Genomic DNA, 20,992 nt, shown 5'->3' with positions numbered 1-20,992 from the left:
ATTTATAAGTATATTTGTGATTAACTTTTTTACCTGCAGGATGATAGCTTTGAAGTTTGTGCTCATACAGTCTGAAAGCATTGAATTTTTTCAAAAGTGAAAATTATTCAGAGTTAAGCTTTAAAGCCTTCTAACCCCACCCAATCAATCACAAATTAAAAGCTTCAAGTAATTGTTCTCTTTAAATAAAATTTATACAACCCAAATAAACTTTCTGCTGGCTTGTAGATAATTCGTTATTACATTACCTAACTCGCCTAGCAGTCTAATGAATAGATATGAGCAACTAGCTCATATCATCTTCAAATTTAGTCTTCTTGTGAGCAAGCAAATTTGTAGACTTCTGCTTTACTCCATCGAAGACTACGACCATGTCTAATAGGATTTATTGGTCCATTTTCATACAGTGCCCATTTACGCAATGTTTGTTCTGCATATCCCAGCAACCTAGCTGTTTCCTTAGTTGTTAACAAAAGCCGATCATCTGTAATGGGCTTTTGTTTGTGCTTAAGTACCATATTTTGTAATTCCAGTTGATTTCAACTTATAAAAACATAAATAAATTGGTAATGAAATTGTCTTAAAATCTATTTTTTCTTTACCAGAATTTGGGTTAAGATATTTATGAGCTTAAATAAAAAAGAGAGATATATGGGACGCCCACTAAGAACTAGGATAGATTTCGCTAAAACATTGAGTTGGTATGATTTCTTTCATAATCAATTAATAGCTTTTGGGAAAATTAAGAATGATTTCGGTTTAGCAAAGTTATTATGTAAAGATACTGAAAAAAGTCATGAATCAAATTTATTTAAAAAATATAAGTTTGGATTATCTACCCCACAGCAAGAATGGATTGATATTATTGATTCGAAATGTATTGGCTCATCCAATATCATCAATCACTCAATATGGAAAAATTTAAAATATCGAACTACAGAAGAAAAGTTAATTTTAATAGAGTTAAATAATCTTCCTAATTATATATTTGAAAATTTAATAATAAATGGACATATAAAAGATTTTAATAAATCTGATTTAGAAAAATTAGCTCAATATGGATCTTTAGATAGCCTGTGTGCATTATATTTATTACATCAATGGGGTTATAGTATTGGCAGTACAAGTCTAGTAAATGATTGCTGTTCATTTATTATAAATACTTTGGAATTGCTGCTAAAAAGACATGATTATCTTGAGCGCTCACACATATTTTTATTCGATGAAATATGTGATCAGATATTCATTATGGAGTTAAAGGGCTATAATCGTCCTCTTAAAATTAAATTAAATTGGCGACAATACAGAGATAGGAATTGGACTATTGAAATTCGAGAAAAATCTAAAAGAACTGAAGCTGATCTTATTGCTCACCCTAAAATCAATCATTTAATTCCTTGCATAGATGAGAACCTTGTAAATCTATATAAACAGATTCTAGGATAGAGTGGCTTTATCGCATAAACTCATTCTGGGAGCTTATTCAACAATACTATTTCCAAATGAATAGTAAGCGTGCGCTGAACCCCATAGCTATTTTTTAATTCGGTTCAGGTTTCCAACGATGTGGCAGCAATTCTTCAATCTGGGTCACTTTATGTGTCGGCAGCCTTTTCAGCACATCACTTAAATAGGCATACGGATCCAGCCCATTCAGCTTTGCTGACTGGATTAATGTCATGATGTTTGCCGCTCGCTGACCACTGCGCAGCGAACCTGCAAACAGCCAGTTCTTGCGCCCCAACGCCCAGGGACGCATCTGATTCTCGACCCAATTATTGCAAATAGGTAGATTGCCATCATCCAGATAGCGGCTTAAAGCTGGCCAACGCTTCAGAGTGTAATTGATGGCCTTGGCGGTGGGAGAACTCGATGGCACTGTCAGATGATGTTGGTTGAGCCATTCATATAGTTGTTGCATCACTGGTTGACTATGCTGTTGTCGGTATTCGCGGCGGTCTTCCGCTGTACCATCGGTCTTTTTCCTGAGCTCTGCTTCTATCGCATACAGTCTCTGAATCATCAGTAATGCCTGTTCAGCGATCTGACTTTTCCCGGTCACATGCAGTTCATGGAATTTACGACGTGCATGCGCCATGCAGCCCACCTCAATGACATCGCCTGATTTAAAGCGTGCTTTATAACCACTGTAATCATCACAGACCAGATAACCCTGCCAGCCTTTCAAGAACTCTGCAGCATGCTGGCCTGAACGACTATCCTGAAAGTCATAGATCACCGCCTGAACTGGATTGTACTGTGTAGTGGCATAGGCCCAGACATAACCTTTCTTCGGTTTTTTATCATTCTCACCCATCCGCATGATGGTGACCGGTGTTTCATCTGCATGCAGCACCTGCTGTTGTAGTACCACCTCTTTTAAGGCATTGGCCAGAGGTTCCAGTTCTACACCGCAGCGACCTATCCAGTCAGATAAAGTAGATCTGGACAGATCAATGCCCGCCCGCTGATAGATCAGGCGCTGACGGTACAGCGGCAAATGATCGGCATACTTCGATACCAGCACATGGCTGAGCAGTTCAGGTGAAGCAATGCCTTTATCAATCACATAGGCGGGCATCGCTTGCTGAGTCAGGGTGTCACACTGATCACAGACCCATTTGCCACGCACATGCTGTTCCTTATAGAACTGTGCCGGTCTGAAATGCAGTTTTTCACTGACATCTTCGCCGATACGACGGAGTTGGCAGCCACAACTGCATTGGGTTGATGCAGGTTCATGCTCAATACGAATGGTGTGTAGATGATCTGGCAGCAGTCGACGTTTAGGTTTGTTGACTGTGGCTTTGTGTGTCGCTGCATTGGTTTTATCTGCATTTAGCCGTTCCAGTTCTAGATCAACCGCGGCAATATCTTCTTCGACCGCTTCATCCCAGAGATGGATTTGTTTTGCAGTGAGATGTTCGTTTTTACTGCCGAATTTGTGCTGTTTAAACAGCGCCAGTTCATGCTCGTATTTTTGATTGAGAATGGAAAGATGCTGAACTTTGGTATCTAATTGCTGATTGGTGACTTCAAGATGTTGAACTCTGGCATCTAATTGCTGGTTTGATTGTGCTAGAGACTGATGCTGCAGCGCCAACTGTCTGGTAAATTCCAGCAGTTGTTCATGGGTCAGTTGGCTTAAATCAGGCAGTGTATTCATGACCGCAGTATGCCTGAGGTCATGAGAAGAATGAAATAGAACGTTTGGAGAATAGCAGAATGGACCAAGCTAGTTTAGAGCATCGTCACCACCTGCTGTCGTCCAATGCGCTGCCAAGGCAAACCCTGGATCAGTGCCTGTAACTGTTCTGGGCTGAGGGCTACGCTTTCACCCTGGTGAACTTTAGCCCAGTGAAATTTTCCCTGTTCCAACCGCCGGGCACACAGCCAGATGCCCAGTCCATCATGTACCAGCACTTTCATGCGATGGCCACGTTTATTACAGAACAGGTAAGCACAATGCGGTTTAATGTAGCCAAAGGCTCTCACCACCTGAGCCATGACAGTATCCATCCCTGCTCGCATATCCAGAGGTTGGGTAGAAAGCCAGATTTCATCAATGCGGATCATGTTGCAAGTGCCTTGAGTAATTCTGCTAAAGCAGATATTTCTGATACTTGCCATTTCAAGCCAATTTCTGCTTTTGAGTGGGGTAAAGTAATTTGAACCGTTAACATGTCAGTAGGAGTAGGATCTAATGGTGCAGAGCAAGATAAGGCAATAAATGCAGGTTTATTCGGTAGTGGTGAGCGATCATTCCCTGGCTTAGCATCAATTAAGCGAATCCATTTGGATACAAGATTTGTATTCAATCCATGTTGCAAAGCGACCGAAGCAATTGAAACGTCCGGTGCTTTACAAGCCTGAACGATCTGCTGTTTAAATTCAGCACTGTATGTTCTTCGTTTTTTCGCAAGAGATGCGATGGATGTCTGGTGATTTGTAGTCATAAATTTTAGTCCCCACTTGTTTTTAAGTGGGGACTAAATTAAGGCTTATAGGATGAATTCATAAGGTGTGTTCAGCGGACGCTTACAATGAATAAGCTCACACCTAAAATTTATCATACAAGCAATTGACACTCTTATAATCTCCTCTGAATCGGTTTAGGGAATATCTCAATTGGGTTTGGTTCAAAGCTTATTAGGCTATCTAGCTTGAATTTTTCAACGCAAGATACTCCACCCTATGTAGAAAACAAAAGCATATTGATATTGCAATTAACTATTAAAAAAGCAGCAATGGACTGCATCTAATTGTCGATTGTACTGACTTGAAATTTTTAAGTAAAAGCAATTGGAAACGTACGAAGCATCAGCCTTAATATCAGCGGCAGTGGCTTAAGCTACATATCGATATAGATGCTAAAATCCTGGAAACAAGTACTGTACAGTAACTGCCAACGATGTCAGTGATTCACAAGCATTTAGAAACTTACTTGCTCAAATTCCTATAGATATCGACTCTGCCTATACAGACAGGCTTATGACATTAAACACTCCCAACACGTGATTTTAGACCTAAAAACACATACGGTGATTCTACTAAGGAAAAGTTTAAAGTTTTGGAAAGGCAAGTGAACGAAATATATAGAGAGGAATAAATTATTGAAATGGTCAAGCGTCTAGTGATAAGCATTTGGAAAAAGTGGTCTATGGCATCAACGGCGATAACTTGGTCGAAACCGAGATGCATTGCATCAAATTATTAGGCGATAAACTCAGCACAAGGAATTTTGACAGTCAGATCAATGAGATTAATGCACGTATAGCCGTCTTAAATAAATTTACAGAATTAGATCGCCCCCATACCCACGTTTTCACTTGAATTTGAGTAATTACAGTAAATTCTATCTTTAAAGTCTTTATACAACAAAGCCTGTTAAAAATAATGTTGATTTAAGCTGCTTACCATTTGCTTACCAGAATCTAAAAACAAAAAAACCACTTAGGATTAATGCACCTAAGTGGTTGTTTTATATGGTGGGCCCAGACAGACTTGAACTGTCGACCAACGGATTATGAGTCCGCTGCTCTAACCAACTGAGCTATAGGCCCTAATATGCTGAATTTGTTATATATCAACAAGTTCAGGCGAAATGAATACTAGCGAAGATTTTTTCAAAAGACAAGCTTTTTCATACATGGTTGTACACTATCCAAACAATCAGGGAAATTTACATCATCAAACTGACATATCAGGTCTTTCACGATGTTTGAGTTACATACTAAGACTCAAAAGCACTTATAAACACTACAATAATAAAATTTAATTAAATTGGATAAAAACTAAATACCGGCTTTTTCTTTTTTTCGTGACTCAATGAAAAACTCAACAATTGACCAAATAACCACCAAAGAAAAGAGAACGATTGCACATAAAAAAGTCGAAAGATAAGCCATTTTAACAATCCTGAACTTTGTTAAACCAAAGTTAAAGTGTGAAAATGCACACTTTAATCTTAGACCAAAGTCTAATCTTTCATTTCGATTATGAATAGTGGTATTTTCATTTTCACCATATTTATTTTCTATTTGATTAGATTTAAAACATCTTAGTGTTCAATTCTTGCCCTCTCCTTATTCAACTACTTAGGATTCAAGCCGATTCATAAAAGTGGTAAGTGCAATCAAGTAGGACTTGACTCAAACCGCAAACAAGCAGACATTAGCCTCTTTAAAAAACACTTGTATTTTTATGGTCATGTTAAAAAAATTCATTGGTGAGTCTGCTTTTAAACTCGCAGGCTGGAAATATCATGTAGAACCAAATGTTTTGGAAGACAAGCAAGTCATTATTGGATTTGAACATACTTCTATGATGGATGCTGTCTTGTCACTGGCAATTTTTCAAATCTATGATATGAAAATTCATACCCTGATTAAAAAAGAATTATTCAAAGGGCCAATGAAGCTAGTGCTCGAAGCCCTTGGCGGTATTGCAGTTGATCGCAAGTCAAATAAAGACATTGTGTCTCAAATGGTTGAACACTTTACCCAAAATAAAAAATTCAATTTAGTGATTGCGCCTGAAGCAACACGTGCCAAAACAGGTGAAGTACGTAAACCTATTCGTACTGGGTTTTGGCATATTGCTAAAGCAGCAAATGTCCCTATTGTACTCATGTACGCGAACTCAAAAACCAAGCAAGGCGGTATTTTTGGAAAAATCTACCCAACAGACCTAGATCATGACTTAACGCTTATTAAAGCACTTTATAAAGAGCATGTTGGTTTAGATATTGAGATTCCAGAACCTAAAACTGCTGCACAATAAGGTCGTTTAATTAACCTAAAAGAATGTGAAGACGCTATTCTTTTAGGTCTCTGTGGGTGTTTCCCAACAGTTAATTTTTAAAGTGAACTGCCTCACAAGGTAAATTTTAAATAACTGGCTTTATTTCAAACAATTTTAATTCTTTTTTTGTTTGTTCAGGCGATTTTCAGAAAAACACCTACTTTCGCATAAAAAAGTGCTTATGGTAGAATTTGCACAATTTGATAGGCACAAAGCCAATCTACAAGGAGCATATTTCGCATGGCGGGTCATTCCAAGTGGGCCAATATTAAGCATCGTAAAGCAAAACAAGATGCTAGCCGTGGTAAACTTTTTACCAAATTTATTCGTGAATTAACAACTGCTGCAAAGCTTGGCGGTGGTGATGCTGCAAGCAACCCACGTCTTCGTGCAGTTGTAGAAAAAGCACTTTCTGTAAATATGACACGTGACGTTATCAACCGTGCAATCCAACGTGGTGCTGGTGGCGAAGATAACGATGATTTAAAAGAAATTACTTACGAAGGTTATGGTGTTGGTGGTGTTGCAGTTATTGTGGAAACCATGACTGACAACTTAAACCGTACTGTACCGGATGTCCGTCACTGTTTCTCAAAAACAGATGGCAACTTAGGCACAAACGGTTCAGTTGCTTTCTTGTTCACAAAACGTGGTGAGATCACTTTTGAAGATGTGTCTTTAGAAGATAAAATCATGGACGTGGCACTTGAAGCAGGTGCTGAAGATATCGAAGTCGATGAAGATGAAATCTTAGTCATTACTACACCTGAATCTTTTGGTGATGTACAAGATGCTTTAACTGCTGCAGGTTTAAAATCGGACAATGCTGAAGTGGTCATGAGCCCTTCAACTAAAGCCGAAATCACCGATATCGATCAAGCCAAAAAGATTATGAAAATGATTGATATGCTTGAAGATTTAGATGATGTACAAAACGTATATACCAACGTTGAATTCTCTGACGCAGTATTGGCAGAATTAGACGCTTAATCTACTGCTTTAAAAAATGCGTTCTCGAATATAGTTTTGGGAGCGCATTTTTTATGTCTGATTGAATACCCTTTCAATAAATTTTGCTTTTTTACAATGATATTTATCCATGCTTAAATGCTGGCTGTCGTGTTTTAATTGATTTTAAGCCATAACTAAATTCTGATTTTTCAACAAGCGATCACGAAAGATCAGAAAACTTTACCACCGAGCGTTTTTCACGACCAATTGAATAGTAACATCATCCTGCTGTAGCACCTCTAACATACACAGCTCATGTGCTCTTATTGTCGCTGATATTATGCAAACTTTTGAAAGTAGGAAGCCTAATACTCATTAGACTCATACAAGTTCAGCGTGACTTAGACTTTGCTCAACAAGCCACTACAGTTAAAAACGTTATACTCTTTAATAACAAAGCTTGAGTGCAGTGCCACCACATGTTCGATTTTACCAATGCGTTTGAGTAAAATATCACTATAGTTTTCCATATCTCTTGCCACAACTTCAACAATAAAGTCTGCCGACTGCCCTGTCACTAAAAAGGCATTGGTCACTTCAGGAATATTTTCTAGCTCTTCTAAAAACTTGGAAAAAGTATCGGTATCGTGCTTGCTCAAAGATACTTGTAGCAAAACATGTAGACTAAAACCGAGCTTTTGATAGTTAATATCACGCTTAACTTTGGTCATAATATCGTTATCAATGAGGTGCTTAATACGACGATGTACTGAACTGACCGATAGATTAATACGCTCTGATAATTCGTTTAGATTGATATCTTCATTACTTAAAATTTCTAAAATTTGCTTATCAAAACGATCTAATTCCATTATTTAACTCTCATGACAACTTATGTTTATAGGTGTTTATTTCATATTAAGCATTTCAAATGAAAGATAAAGCTTATTTGCAGTTTTTTTCATATATTTTCAGATTAATAAAAAGATATCAGCTTTTTTAGACAAAGAGTGCCATGATCTTTTACAACGTGTTAAATAGACTGAGAAAATTTCTATTCAGTTTCTCAAAATAATGATATTGAAAATACAAGAAAGGCAAAGGCTGTATGTATCACATACCACCTTTGCCTTGTTTGGCTTGAGCTTATTTAAACGCCGCGCCAGTCGACTCGAGCATTGCGCTCGGTTTGATAGACTCTTAAAACATACTGCCCCAAAGGTAAATTGGTTAAATAAGTTTTATAAGCACTAAATTCTTCAGATAGACTTTCCTCATGGTCTTTCTCCCAAGGTGTCCCTTTAATTTCCAGCACAGGCGCTAACATCGAACACACAGCAATATCCGCCAAACCTAAACGATCCCCGACAAAGTAGCGTCCATGATTAGCAATTAACTTCTCATTTAATACTTCAATTAACCGCTGCATTTCAGCTTTGGAATGCTCTATTTTCTCTGCATTCAACTCATAGCCTTTCGACATCAAAGTTTTTATTAAAGGTTTGGTGTATTTTTCAAATTTACGTAAATACCCCTTTTCGCCCAACATAATCTGTAATGATTGATCGTTATCGGACAATGCATGGGCCAACCCCCAACGACGGACATGCAATCCCAAATCATTAGCTAACGCATTAACATCTAAAGCCTCTTTACGAAGCTGTGCTTCATTACGTAACAGTCGATGTTCTGGATAACGCTCATCAAGATATAACGCAATCTCGGTAGTATCAGCGACCCATTTGTCCTGATCACGCAAAATAGGCAGTTTATTTTGACCAGTCTTTAACTGTGCAAAAGCCCGATGAACCCCAGGCACCACATTTTGTGCGACAAAATCTAGCTCTTTATGATCGAGCAACCAGCGAGCTTTCTCACAAAAATGAGATAAAGGAAACTGGTATAAAGTTCTCATAAATGCTCCACATTTATTTTTCTATTTTGGCTTTTCAGAAAAGCCATCTATTTCAGTTGGATACTTTAGTCACTGTATTTAGGATTTACAATGTACTTTTTACTCAAAACTGCTAGCAAATGTTCAACAGCCTTTATCAAATTTATACGTTTTTTTCTCTACAATATCTCAAATCTTGATAAGTAAGACTTTGATCATCCCATTCAGTCCTCAGTTAAATTAGTTATTCCTTATTTTTCAAATTCTTAACATATCATCTAAATGATTAAACTTAGCATATTTTATATTTAAATTTTTAGCTGCTAAGTAATTCAAAATCCTTCATTTAATCATTCAAGCAATCCCAAGTAGCGTATAGGCATTAAGTAAAGGTGCTTTTATGTCTCATACACTCTCTAAAAATATTCACGTGATACAAAATGATCAGGACGCAATTAATGCAGCCTATCATGTCGCTGACTTTGCCTTAGAAGGTCGGGATCAACGTGATCAGAACCGTCAACTTCCTTTCGCTGAAGTCGAGTTATTTAGCCAAAAAGGATTAGGTGGTATTCGTATTCCTCAAGCTTTTGGAGGCGCATTTGTTTCCAACAAAACCTTAGCTCAGGTTTTTCGCATTATTAATAAAGCCGACTCAAGTGTCGGTCAAATTCCACAAAACCAAATTACGCTGCTCAACATGATTGATATCTTGGGCAACGAACAACAAAAACAGTTTATTTTTAATGAAATATTAAACGGCAAACGCCTTGCCAATGGCGGCCCCGAACGAAATACTAAAGACACTAAAACGCTGAGTACAACATTAAGCATTGAAAATGGTCATTACTATGTCGATGGTGAAAAGTTCTACTCTACAGGCAGTAGCTTTGCCCATTGGTTAGCTATTAAAGCCATTCACCCTGAAGGATATGTGGTACTGACGCTTGTTGATGCCACAGCACTAGGTGTTGAAGTCATCGATAACTGGAACGGTTTTGGTCAGCGTACAACTTCAAGTGGCACAGTAAAATTACAACGGGTTGAAGTCGATCCACTACTTATTTTTGATGAGCGGAAACTGGCTGAAGACGTTAATTATCGTGGTGCTTTCTCGCAGTTAATGCAAGTTGCAATTGATGTCGGTATTGCAGAAGCCGCATTTGAAGACACTTTGTCAGCAGTGAAAAAAGCCCGACCAATTGTCGATGCGCAAGTTGAGAAAGCCAGTTTTGAACATTACACCTTACAAGAAGTCGGCAAATCCGCTGTCCTGTTGGATGCCGCTATCCTACTGCTCGATGAAGCTGCTGAATATTTAGATGAGCTCGACCAACTGAGCGTTGTCAGTGCCGAACAAGCAGCTAAAGCCTCTATCTTAGTCGCCGAAGCTAAGGTCTATGCCAATGACGCGGCACTACAAATTTCTGAAAAACTCCTAGAGCTTGGCGGCAGTCGTTCGAGCCTAAGCCAACATAATTTAGATCAACATTGGCGCAATGCACGTGTGCATACCTTACACGACCCGATCCGCTGGAAGCTGCATGCACTGGGTAACTACTATTTGAACAACACTTTCCCTGCTCGCCACGCCTGGATTTAAGGAGAACATTATGACTTCATTTCAACCTATTCTTCCACTTCAATCCAAAAATGCAGCGTATGCACATATTATTCAAAGCGATGCCGAAGCCTTAGAGATTGCCAAAAATTTGGCTGAGCAGTTTAAACATCAGGCCATCCAACGTGATGCTGAACGAATTTTGCCTTTTGAGGAAATCGAAGCCTATAGCCAATCTGGGCTTTGGGCTATTACTGTTCCGAAGGAATTCGGGGGCGCAGATGTTTCAAGCTATACGGTCGCGCAAATTATCGCACTGATGAGTGGTGTAGATGGTTCGATTGGACAAATTCCCCAGAACCATTTCTATGCCTTAGAGGTTTTACGTAACAACGGCACTGAACAACAAAAGCGTAAACTCTATGCAGAAGTGCTAAAAGGTGCACGCTTTGGTAATGCCTTGGCTGAGTTCAAAACTAAAAATGCAACGCAAAAACAAACTGCACTCAGCCAAACTGAACAAGGCTATGTGGTCAATGGTGAAAAGTTTTATTGCACAGGCAGTCTGTTTGCAGACCGCATCCCCACCTTAGTCAAAGATGCCGATGACAAAGAGTTTCTGGTCTTTATCCCGCGTAGTAGTACAGGGCTAGAATTAATTGATGATTGGTCGGGTTTTGGTCAACGTACCACAGGCAGCGGTACAGTCAAAATCAATCATGTCGCTGTAGATGCTGAAGATATTGTTCCTTTCGATACCGCTTTTTCTAGACCAACTCTAGTTGGGCCTTTTGCTCAAATTATGCATGCTGCCATTGAAACAGGCATCGCGCGTGCTGCTTTTGAGGAAACACTGGTTCGTGTGCGTCAGGCTCGTCCATGGATTGACTCTGCTGTTGAACAGGCAACCAATGATCCTCTAACACAGTTTGAACTGGGACGAGTAATTGCCGATGTACGTGCCAGTGAAGTCCTACTCAAACAAGCGGCTCGCTCAATCGATGCAGCACGTACCCATCCAACCATAGAGAACATTGCTAAAGCATCACTCGATGTAGCGAAAGTTCGTGCACACAGCACAGAAACCGCTTTAAAAGCCGCTTCGAAATTAATTGAACTAGCAGGCAGTCGTGGTAGTCAGCGTGAAGATGGCTTAGACCGTTTTTGGCGTAATGCCCGTGTTCACACGCTACATGATGCGTCACGTTGGAAATATTACTTCATTGCCAATTATCTTCTTAACGGTGTACTTCCGCCACGCAGAGGGACATTGTAATGACACTATCATCTCAAAATAACAAGGCGAAGCGAATCATCCTGAATGCTTTTGATATGAACAGCGTAGGTCATATCAATCACGGTTTGTGGACACATCCACGCGATGAGTCACATCGCTTTAATGAGCTCAGCTATTGGACAGATTTGGCGCAGACCTTAGAGCAAGGTTTATTTGATGGTTTGTTTATCGCCGACATTACGGGTGTCTACGACGTTTATCAAAATGGTCTTGATTTAACCCTAAAAGAGTCGATTCAGCTTCCAAGCCATGACCCAAGTACACTCGTTTCTGCTATGGCTGCCGTTACACAGCACTTAGGTTTTGGTGTCACTGTAAATCTGAGCTATGAGTCGCCTTATCAGTTTGCACGACGCTTTGCGAGCCTCGATCATTTAACCCACGGTCGTATTGGTTGGAACATTGTCACGGGTTACTTAGACAGCGCAGAACGATTAATTGGTCAAAAAGGTTTAAAAGATCACGACTTACGTTATGAACAAGCTGAAGAGTTTCTCGAACTTTGCTATAAATTTTGGGAAGGTTCTTGGGAAGACGATGCCATACAAAAAGATAAATTAAACCGTGTCTTTACCGATCCTTCAAAAGTTCATGCCATACAGCATCAAGGCAAATTCTTCCAAAGTCAGGGCATTTTTCAGGTTTCCCCATCTATACAGCGGACACCTGTACTTTATCAAGCGGGCGCTTCAAGTAAAGGCTTAGCCTTCGCAACTCAACATGCTGAAGCCATGTTTATTGGTGCTGACACGCCTGAAAAACTGAAACAGCAAGTCGATAAGATTCGTGCGCTTGCATTAAGCCATGGGCGTGATGAACAAGCCATTAAACTCTTTGTTGGCATTAGTGTAGTGACTGCAGAAACGGATGAACTCGCACAAGAAAAACTCGCCGAATATATTCGCTATGCCAGTCCAGAAGCAGGTTTGGCACATTTTTCAAGTTCAGTTGGAATAGATTTATCACAGTTTGCAGATGATGAAGCGATTCCTTATAAACAAACCAATAGCATTGCCTCGGTCAATAACAAATTTAAAGAGCAAAAAGTTACGCGAGCGGATTTAAAAGCCCAGCATGTACTCGGTGGACGCTATCCACTGATTGTCGGGAGTGGAAAAACTGTAGCAGAAAAACTCATTCAGCTCTTAGATGAAACTGGCGTAGATGGCTTTAATCTCACACGAACCGTTGCCCCAGAGTCACATCAAGACTTTATTCGTTGGGTCATCCCAGAGTTACAAGAGCGTAGCCGTTATAAAACCGCCTATGAAACAGGTAGTTTACGCCACAAATTATTCGCTCAAGGTGACCGACTGGCCGCAAACCACCCTGTACAGCAGTATCGATGTCAAAGCTCGTGCTCTCATCCTAAAACACCGCAAAAACAAACCGCATAAATTTTAAAATACGAGAAATATCATGGCTCAAACTGCAAAAACAAAATTTACCGTTATTGGGGTAATTGTCGCTGCCATCGTCATTGCACTGGTGGCGTGGTCTTATCATAAAAAATCGAGTAACTCTGAACTGGTGATTGGGATCAGCCCACCCTTTGCCAGTCCATTAAAGGTGGCTGTGGAAGAGGCGAAACAACAAGGCATTAATGTCAAACTGGTCGAGTTTTCGGATTGGAATACCCCGAATATCACACTCAACCATGGTGATATTGATGCCAACTATTTTCAGCATCAGCCCTTCTTAGATAACGCCATCAAAGAAACTCAATTTAAACTCAAAGCACTGGATAAAGGCGTCACCACACACGTCGGTTTATATTCAAAAAAGTATGACTCGATTGCTGCGATTCCTGAAAATGCACGTACAGTTATTCCAAATGATCCTGTGAACCAAGGTCGTGCGCTTTTACTGTTACAACAGGCTAAATTAATTAGCTTAAAAGACCCAAACAATCATCTATCTAACCTGCAAGATATTGTCAGCAATCCTAAAAAGCTCCAGTTTATTGAAGTTGAAGGTCCACAAACTGCCCGAGCCGTTGATGATGCTGACTTGGTCTTTAGCTATCCACATTATTTACGTCTTGCAAAAACCATCGACCCAAATGATGCACTGATCTTAGATGACAACACCAACACCCTGTATTCGATTTTATTTGTGGTGCGTGACGACTACCAACAGCAACATCCAGAGAAAGCAGCGCAACTTGAAAAATTTATCAAGATTTATCAAACATCAGACAAAGTTAAACAGACTTTGAATAGTGAAATTGGTGAAAAACTTTGGTTCCCAGGTTGGAAGTGAGTATAAGCCATGACGCAATCTTTCACTCAAAATCGAAAAAAATGGCTGATTGGCTTAAGCGTCATCGTGGCAATTTTTGCTCTAGCGGGTTACCGCTATAGCAAAAGCCATGCACAAGATGATGTCTTAACAATTGGTATTAGCCCACCTTATGCCGAACTGCTGCAAAGCGTGGCAGATGATGTAAAAAAGCAAGGCATTCAAGTCAAACTGGTTGAATTCTCGGACTGCCATGCGCCAAATGTTGCTGTGCAAAATGGTGACATTGATGCCAACTTTTTTCAGCAAAGTGTCTTTCTGAGCAATGCAATTCGCGAAACAAATTATGATTTGCACGCTTTCGCCACAGGAACAGGAAGTCATGTCGGACTGTATTCTAAAAAATATAAGTCCTTAGATGCACTACCAACTCAAGCACGTGTGGTCATCCCCAATGACCCAGTGAATTCGGCGCGTGCCCTAATTTTACTGCATCGTGCGGGTTTGATTCAGCTCAAAGACCTCAACAATGAACTGTCTACCGTAAAAGATATTGTGAGCAATCCTAAACAACTTCAGTTTATTGAAGTAGAAGGCCCACAAACTGCCCATGCGTTTAATGATGCCGATTTAATTTTTGGCTTCCCGCATTATTTAAAAATGGCCAAGGTCACAGATCCGCATCATGCCCTTTTTCTTGACCCGATAGACAAGAAATACGCCATCTTATTTGTGACACGTAAAGACTATCCAGACCAAAACCAAAAACTTGCGACTTTTGTGCAAGCATTCCAAAACTCAAAACACGTTCAAGAGATTTTAGATCGTGATTTTGGCCAAGGTCTGTGGTTTGAAGGCTGGAAATAAGGAGAAAAAGAATGGTCAGCTTTGGTTCTCATGTGGATTTTTCAATTCCACATATCAAAATTCGTAATTTAAACAAACACTATGCTGTACAAGGTCATAGCGTGCATGCTCTCAAAAATATTGACCTCGACATCCCGACAGGAAAAGTGTTTGGCATTATTGGTAAAAGTGGTGCAGGTAAATCCTCCCTGCTCCGCACCTTAAATGGTTTAGAAAGTATCAGTGAAGGTCATATTCATATTCATCAGCAAGACTTGGCCGCATTGAGCCATGCTGAGCTGATTCAGCTCCGCCAACGCATTGGTATGATTTTCCAGCATTTCAATTTAATGTCTGCCAAAACGGTCTATGAAAATGTCGCACTGCCCCTCAAAGTTGCCAATTATCCTAAACAAGACATCGAACAACGTGTCAACGAAGTTCTCCAGTTGGTTGGGCTAAGCGATAAAACTCAACATTACCCATCACAACTGTCTGGCGGTCAAAAGCAACGCGTGGGCATTGCCCGTGCATTGGTCCACCATCCTGAAATTTTACTCTGTGATGAAGCGACATCTGCACTTGATCCAGAAAGCACCTCTGTAGTGCTGTCCCTACTCAAAGAGATTAATCAAAAGCTGGGTATCACCATTGTATTGATTACCCATGAAATGCAAGTGATTCGGGAAATCTGCGATCAGGTCGTGGTCATTGATGGTGGTGAAATTGTGGAATCAGGCGAAGTTTGGTCGGTGTTCTCTCAACCCCAACAAGGCATTACGCAAGAACTACTAAATCTAGAACAACTCGATTTGCCTTTTCGTTTAAATGCTGAACCTACGCAGCTCGATACACATGCCATTTTCAAAATTCGCTCGACGTCAGATGCGCATCATCCTCCTGACCTAAAACAAATTTTAGAACACTTTCCACAAACTTTGCATTTATATCAAAGTCAGGTCGACACCATCCAGAACCATTTAATAGGAACATTGGTTATTGCTGTTCCTACACAGAACTTAGAAATTCAATCGCTACTACAAAAACTAAAAGCGCATGTGACACATGTAGAGGTACTTGGCTATGCACGACCAACTCATTGATTTATTACTGACAGGCACCATCGATACCTTGATCATGGTCGGCGCATCCGCATTTTTTGCCTTGCTCATTGGTCTTCCAATGGCAGTGGTTCTAGTCAGCACCTCTGAGCATGGCATTTATCCTTCCAAAAGTATTAACCATAGCTTAGGCTGGTTGGTAAATATCACTCGTTCCGTTCCCTTCCTGATTTTGATGGTGGCCCTCATTCCACTCACCCGTTGGATTGTAGGCACCAGTTATGGTGTTTGGGCAGCAGTTGTCCCTTTAACCTTAGCAGCAACACCCTTTTTTGCACGAATTGCAGAAGTCAGTTTACGCGAAGTAGATCAAGGGTTGATTGAGGCTGCGCAAGCCATCGGCTGTAACCGTACTCAAATCATTTGGCATGTGTTGTTACCTGAAGCTCTTCCTGGAATTGTCGCAGGTTTTACCGTAACCATTGTGACCATGATTAACTCCTCTGCCATTGCAGGCGCAATTGGTGCTGGCGGTTTAGGTGATATCGCCTATCGTTATGGTTATCAGCGTTTTGATATGCAGATCATGTTGGCCGTGATTGTCGTGCTCGTGATTTTGGTGATGTGTGTGCAAGCGATTGGAGACAATCTGGCAACTCAACTCGATAAGAGGAAAGTTTAATCCCATCTCCACATAAAGTAGAGCACTATACTGTCCACTTAAGTTTTTTAGCCCCTCCTTTTTCTAAGGAGGGTATTTCAATATGAAATTCACTACCCAGTTATAATCACCTTTGCTTTATGACAGCAATCTAATCAACTGAATCAACATTTTTTTCTTTCAAATTCACATAGAAAATATAGCTCTCAATATACAGATAGAAATGAATAAGCTATAACGTATCCTCAAGACTAAATAAGAATAACCACCTCAATATGCATCATTCCCCTAAAATTAAAGTACTCGCTTTCGACATCTTTGGAACTGTCGTGGACTGGCATTCTTCAATCGTTCAAGAATTGGAACGTCTAGCCTTGAACATCGATGCTAACCAATTTGCATTAGACTGGCGAGCAGGCTATCGACCTGCAATGGATCAGGTTTTATCAGGTCAGCAGCCGTGGACCTCCATTGATGATATTCACCGTCTCATTTTGGATGAGCTTTTAGCGAAATATCAAATCTCCACACTGACCGAAGCTCAAAAAATGGATTTAAACTTTATTTGGCATCGTCTCAACCCTTGGCCAGATACAGTCGCAGCACTCAATCAATTAAAACAAGATTATATTATTTGCACCCTTTCAAATGGCAACATTCGCTTATTGGTCGATCTGGCAAAGTACGCAAAATTGCCTTGGGACACTATTTTCTCTGCTGAAAATTTCAAAGCCTACAAACCTTCTCCCAAAACCTATTTAGGTGTCGCAGACTTTCTCAATGTCGCACCGAGTCAAGTGATGATGGTGGCCACCCATCAAGATGACCTTGCCGCAGCGCGTGGCTGTGGACTACGGACAGCTTATATTGAACGCCCCTTTGAATATGGTGCAGCTCAATTGAAAGACTCTAGTCCTTGCATAGACAATAATCTACATGCAACTGACCTCTTAAATCTAGTTCCTTTATTAAAAGAAAAGGCTTAAAAGGCTCGTACATAGGGCCTAAATGAGGAAGTTCTGCCCACAACATGATTTACAACTTTGATTCTTCTCCCCTGAGACCTGACTTTGTCATGGCTTTCATGTAAAATCACTGGCAATTTTTATATAACACGTTGTGAGTTATTTCATGGGTTTTAATTGCGGTATTGTCGGCTTGCCGAACGTTGGTAAATCTACACTTTTCAATGCATTGACTAAAGCTGCTATTGCTGCTGAAAACTTCCCATTCTGTACCATTGAACCAAACACAGGCATCGTTCCTGTGCCAGATCCACGTTTAGACAAACTTACCGCGATTGTAAAACCTCAGCGTGTGATTCCAACGACGATGGAATTTGTAGACATCGCAGGTTTAGTTGCTGGTGCATCTAAAGGAGAAGGCTTGGGGAACCAATTCCTTGCAAATATCCGTGAAACGGATGCGATTGCTCACGTTGTACGCTGTTTTGAAGATGAAAACGTCATTCACGTTAACGGTAAAATTGACCCGCTTGATGACATCGCAACCATCAACACGGAACTTGCACTTGCTGACTTAGAAACTGTGACAAAAGCAGTGACTCGTTTAGCAAAATCTGCAAAAGGTGGCGACAAAGAAGCGCTCGCAACCAAAGCGGTTTTAGACAAAATTTTACCTTTACTTGATGAAGGTAAACCTGCTCGCGCAGCTGACCTAGACGACGACGAACGTAAACTGGTTCGTGGTTTTGGTTTAATGACTTTAAAACCAACCATGTATATTGCGAACGTTGCTGAAGATGGTTTTGAAAACAACCCACATTTAGATGCTGTGAAAAAACTGGCAGCTGAAGAAAATGCAATCGTGGTTCCGCTTTGCAACCAAATCGAAGCTGAAATTTCACTGCTTGAAGATGAAGACCGTGCTGAGTTCCTTGAAGCTTTAGGCATGGAAGAGCCGGGTCTAAACGTGGTAATTCGCGCGGGCTATGGTCTTTTAGGTTTACAGACTTACTTCACGGCGGGTGTACAAGAAGTTCGTGCTTGGACCGTTAAAGTGGGTGCAACCGCACCACAAGCGGCCGGCGTGATCCACACTGACTTCGAAAAAGGCTTTATCCGTGCTGAATGTGTTGCTTATAACGACTTCGTTCAATACAACGGTGAAGCAGGCGCGAAAGAAGCAGGTAAATGGCGTTTAGAAGGTAAAACGTACATCGTTCAAGACGGTGATGTTCTACACTTCCGCTTTAACGTATAAGTCGTTCCGAGTATAAAAAAACCCGATACCAATCGGGTTTTTTTATAAGCTTAAATCAAGCTTAAAAATAGCATTAAATAACATATGAACACCTGATCCGTTTGGATCTCACACAATATTCTAACTTCTATTCTTTTACATTATCGCTAATTTAATCACAGGCACTAATGCCTTCATTGAACAAACGAAAATGAAAAAGATCAGCACATTTATTGCAGCAGGTTTATTCACAACGCTTAGCGCTACAGCATTTGCATGCCCACAAGGAGCAACACTGTCGGGTGGTACAGGTGCAAATCATAAAGGTGGTAAGTGCGTCGCAACCATGAACGTGACGAAACATGATCAGGCAATGAAACAAGCCAAAACGGCCAAACACGATCAAGCCATGAAGCAAGATAAAATGGTGAAACATGATTCAATGAAAGCCAATGCTATGACCCATAAATCCCATAAAGATGCTCATGCTCCAAACCCGAATACACCCAAAGCTCAACCAGATACACATAAAGTCGCGAAGACATCTTAAAACAGCATAAAAAAAGCCAGTGAAATTCACTGGCTTTTTTCTCGATAAAATAATTCAGTTAATGTGATGTCACAGAGACATGTTTATTATCCATTGCAGCACGCTGTTTGCGCGCTTCATCTAACATGCGTTGTTCAATGTCTTTTCTAAAACCAAGCATAAATACCATTTCCGCCAAAACAAATAATGGACCGATGGCGAGGCCAATCACATCATCCATAAAGGCCGGTTTTTTCTTCTCATAGAAGTGCCCGACAAACTGGAACACCCAGCCAACAACAAAAATACCAATACTGAGACTTAACCAAAGTCCCAAATCAAACTGTGCAATTTTATAAGCCAATTGATAAGCCATGGCGTAGATCGCTAGCATGATCACACCAAAAATTCGATCTAAGCTCAGGTAGTAAACAATACTCGCTAAGATCAAAACCATCGCCAAGGTAATTTCAAAACTGCCCACAGTCATGCCAGCTCTCGCGGTTAAGCACATAATTGAAAACACAATCAGCGGAATACCCACAAAGTGGGTCACGATATTTTTATGATCAAGATGATAAGCTGCATACTGACTTAATAATTTTTCTAATTTACTCATACTGTATTTCCTTATTGCATGATATTGATCACGATATAGAATAACTTTAAAGGAAAACAGCCCATCAAGTTGTCGTCGACCTGACAAGTTGCTCGATCAATCACGAAAGGACGCGGAATGCTGGAAGTTCAACATCAACAACAATTACTCAATAACAATTGGTTCGCCAAACTACCACACGCCTATCAACAGTATATTGTGCAACATGCCAAATATATTGAGGTTGCAAAAGACCAAGCTGTTTTTCACTCTGGAGATTTATTTGATGGCATCTATGCAGTCTTGAACGGCGCAATTCGCTTAGGTCATGTCGACATTGAAGGTAAAGAAGCAGTTGCAGCAATCGCAGAACCGATTATGTGGTTTGGAGAAATTTCATTAATAGATCAGCAACCGCGTTCGCACGATGCGATTGCTATTCAAAAAAGCACCCTGCTCCATCTGCCTAAACGCGATGTTGAGGCGTTTATCCAAGCTACCCCAGAATTTTGGTTTCATATTGCACAGCTTGCTTCACAGAAGTTACGTCTCGCCTTTTTAGAACTAATCGCAATCCAAAGTCAAAATATCAGTCAACGACTGGCTCAACGCTTACTGTTTATTTTAAGCGGTTATGGCAACCATCTGTCGATTACCAATGATGAAATCCATTTGTCACAGGAGCAACTGGCTCAAATGCTGATGTGTTCACGCCAAACCATCAACCAAGAACTTCAAAACTTAGAAAAACAAGGAATACTGGCAATTGCTTTTAAAAAGATTAAGATTTTAGATCCTGCAATGCTGCATAAAATGGCACATAGCTCAGAATAGACAATCAAGCGTGC

General features: G+C 40.3%; 21 protein-coding genes, 1 tRNA gene and 1 pseudogene. 15 read left to right on the top strand and 8 right to left on the bottom strand.

What is annotated here, in order from left to right:
* Positions 1–308: 308 nt before the first annotated feature.
* Positions 309–518 carry a helix-turn-helix domain-containing protein gene (locus tag AC4MC0_RS07255; protein ID WP_125275013.1) on the bottom strand — a complete coding sequence of 70 codons (210 nt, stop codon included), beginning with the start codon at positions 516–518 and terminating at the stop codon, positions 309–311.
* A 106-nt stretch (positions 519–624) separates the two neighbouring features.
* Between AC4MC0_RS07255 and AC4MC0_RS07250 the strand changes: the two genes are divergently transcribed.
* The gene (locus tag AC4MC0_RS07250; RefSeq protein WP_227555023.1) at positions 625–1,446 is read left to right on the top strand and encodes a hypothetical protein; all 822 of its coding nucleotides are present in this window, start codon (positions 625–627) and stop codon (positions 1,444–1,446) included.
* 94 nt (positions 1,447–1,540) lie between these two features.
* On the opposite strand, the gene tnpC is transcribed toward AC4MC0_RS07250, so the two are convergent.
* The 3 genes from tnpC to tnpA form a co-directional block, all read right to left on the bottom strand.
* Complete coding sequence (tnpC, locus tag AC4MC0_RS07245) at positions 1,541–3,166, bottom strand: IS66 family transposase (RefSeq protein ID WP_491887264.1); 1,626 nt, start codon at positions 3,164–3,166, stop codon at positions 1,541–1,543.
* Positions 3,167–3,240: 74 nt separating this feature from the next.
* Complete coding sequence (gene tnpB / locus AC4MC0_RS07240; protein ID WP_225546543.1) at positions 3,241–3,576, bottom strand: IS66 family insertion sequence element accessory protein TnpB; 336 nt, start codon at positions 3,574–3,576, stop codon at positions 3,241–3,243.
* Complete coding sequence (tnpA, locus tag AC4MC0_RS07235) at positions 3,573–3,956, bottom strand: IS66-like element accessory protein TnpA (protein WP_004691518.1); 384 nt, start codon at positions 3,954–3,956, stop codon at positions 3,573–3,575. The genes tnpB and tnpA overlap by 4 nt, the downstream gene beginning before the upstream one ends.
* Before the next feature lie 174 nt (positions 3,957–4,130).
* Between tnpA and AC4MC0_RS07230 the strand changes: the two are divergent.
* Positions 4,131–4,833: pseudogene (locus AC4MC0_RS07230) on the top strand (IS5 family transposase); the annotation flags it as partial.
* 153 nt (positions 4,834–4,986) lie between these two features.
* On the opposite strand, the gene AC4MC0_RS07225 reads toward AC4MC0_RS07230, so the two are convergent.
* Positions 4,987–5,063, bottom strand: a tRNA-Ile gene (locus AC4MC0_RS07225).
* Between the two features lie 646 nt (positions 5,064–5,709).
* Between AC4MC0_RS07225 and AC4MC0_RS07220 the strand changes: the two genes are divergently transcribed.
* Together AC4MC0_RS07220 and AC4MC0_RS07215 are read left to right on the top strand one after the other, a co-directional pair.
* Positions 5,710–6,282, top strand: a complete 573-nt coding sequence (locus tag AC4MC0_RS07220) for a 1-acyl-sn-glycerol-3-phosphate acyltransferase (protein ID WP_078390142.1) — start codon at positions 5,710–5,712, stop codon at positions 6,280–6,282.
* A gap of 261 nt (positions 6,283–6,543) precedes the next feature.
* Positions 6,544–7,293, top strand: a complete 750-nt coding sequence (locus AC4MC0_RS07215) for a YebC/PmpR family DNA-binding transcriptional regulator (RefSeq protein ID WP_004980080.1) — start codon at positions 6,544–6,546, stop codon at positions 7,291–7,293.
* Between the two features lie 362 nt (positions 7,294–7,655).
* On the opposite strand, the gene AC4MC0_RS07210 is transcribed toward AC4MC0_RS07215, so the two are convergent.
* Together AC4MC0_RS07210 and AC4MC0_RS07205 are read right to left on the bottom strand one after the other, a co-directional pair.
* Positions 7,656–8,126, bottom strand: coding sequence for an Lrp/AsnC family transcriptional regulator (locus tag AC4MC0_RS07210; RefSeq protein ID WP_004693423.1), 471 nt, complete (start codon positions 8,124–8,126; stop codon positions 7,656–7,658).
* A 278-nt stretch (positions 8,127–8,404) separates the two neighbouring features.
* Positions 8,405–9,169, bottom strand: coding sequence for a glutathione S-transferase family protein (locus AC4MC0_RS07205; RefSeq protein ID WP_491887426.1), 765 nt, complete (start codon positions 9,167–9,169; stop codon positions 8,405–8,407).
* Positions 9,170–9,548: 379 nt separating this feature from the next.
* On the opposite strand from AC4MC0_RS07205, the gene AC4MC0_RS07200 reads away from it, so the two are divergent.
* The 10 genes from AC4MC0_RS07200 to AC4MC0_RS07155 all read left to right on the top strand — a co-directional run bounded on the left by AC4MC0_RS07200 (position 9,549) and on the right by AC4MC0_RS07155 (position 19,567).
* On the top strand, positions 9,549–10,751 hold the full coding sequence (locus AC4MC0_RS07200) for an SfnB family sulfur acquisition oxidoreductase (protein ID WP_491887425.1): 1,203 nt from the start codon (positions 9,549–9,551) through the stop codon (positions 10,749–10,751).
* A 10-nt stretch (positions 10,752–10,761) separates the two neighbouring features.
* The gene (locus AC4MC0_RS07195; RefSeq protein ID WP_335999940.1) at positions 10,762–11,985 is read left to right on the top strand and encodes an SfnB family sulfur acquisition oxidoreductase; all 1,224 of its coding nucleotides are present in this window, start codon (positions 10,762–10,764) and stop codon (positions 11,983–11,985) included.
* Complete coding sequence (locus AC4MC0_RS07190) at positions 11,985–13,403, top strand: LLM class flavin-dependent oxidoreductase (protein WP_335999938.1); 1,419 nt, start codon at positions 11,985–11,987, stop codon at positions 13,401–13,403. The genes AC4MC0_RS07195 and AC4MC0_RS07190 overlap by 1 nt, the downstream gene beginning before the upstream one ends.
* 22 nt (positions 13,404–13,425) lie before the next feature.
* Complete coding sequence (locus tag AC4MC0_RS07185; RefSeq protein ID WP_125274619.1) at positions 13,426–14,268, top strand: MetQ/NlpA family ABC transporter substrate-binding protein; 843 nt, start codon at positions 13,426–13,428, stop codon at positions 14,266–14,268.
* A gap of 9 nt (positions 14,269–14,277) precedes the next feature.
* Positions 14,278–15,114, top strand: coding sequence for a MetQ/NlpA family ABC transporter substrate-binding protein (locus AC4MC0_RS07180; RefSeq protein WP_491887424.1), 837 nt, complete (start codon positions 14,278–14,280; stop codon positions 15,112–15,114).
* An 11-nt stretch (positions 15,115–15,125) separates the two neighbouring features.
* Complete coding sequence (locus AC4MC0_RS07175) at positions 15,126–16,196, top strand: methionine ABC transporter ATP-binding protein (protein WP_125274617.1); 1,071 nt, start codon at positions 15,126–15,128, stop codon at positions 16,194–16,196.
* Positions 16,177–16,836, top strand: coding sequence for a methionine ABC transporter permease (locus AC4MC0_RS07170; protein WP_058869503.1), 660 nt, complete (start codon positions 16,177–16,179; stop codon positions 16,834–16,836). Before AC4MC0_RS07175 ends, AC4MC0_RS07170 begins: the two co-directional genes overlap by 20 nt.
* Before the next feature lie 254 nt (positions 16,837–17,090).
* A complete protein-coding gene (locus tag AC4MC0_RS07165; protein ID WP_491887423.1) occupies positions 17,091–17,801 on the top strand; it encodes a haloacid dehalogenase type II in 711 nt (236 codons plus the stop codon).
* Positions 17,802–17,946: 145 nt separating this feature from the next.
* On the top strand, positions 17,947–19,038 hold the full coding sequence (gene ychF, locus AC4MC0_RS07160; RefSeq protein WP_004693442.1) for a redox-regulated ATPase YchF: 1,092 nt from the start codon (positions 17,947–17,949) through the stop codon (positions 19,036–19,038).
* Between the two features lie 190 nt (positions 19,039–19,228).
* Positions 19,229–19,567 (top strand): hypothetical protein, encoded by a 339-nt coding sequence (locus AC4MC0_RS07155; RefSeq protein WP_491887422.1) that lies wholly within the window; start codon positions 19,229–19,231, stop codon positions 19,565–19,567.
* Positions 19,568–19,625: 58 nt separating this feature from the next.
* Here the strand turns inward: AC4MC0_RS07155 and AC4MC0_RS07150 are convergent, their stop codons facing one another.
* Complete coding sequence (locus tag AC4MC0_RS07150; RefSeq protein WP_279678045.1) at positions 19,626–20,165, bottom strand: Mpo1 family 2-hydroxy fatty acid dioxygenase; 540 nt, start codon at positions 20,163–20,165, stop codon at positions 19,626–19,628.
* A gap of 117 nt (positions 20,166–20,282) precedes the next feature.
* Here AC4MC0_RS07150 and AC4MC0_RS07145 point away from each other — a divergent pair, with 117 nt between their 5' ends.
* Complete coding sequence (locus AC4MC0_RS07145) at positions 20,283–20,978, top strand: Crp/Fnr family transcriptional regulator (protein ID WP_004980100.1); 696 nt, start codon at positions 20,283–20,285, stop codon at positions 20,976–20,978.
* The last annotated feature ends 14 nt before the right edge of the window (positions 20,979–20,992 follow it).

This window comes from Acinetobacter sp. CAU_H_S139_7 (assembly GCF_058599305.1).
Note: the sequence above shows the minus strand (reverse complement) of the source record. Positions and strands in the feature narration are given on the sequence as shown.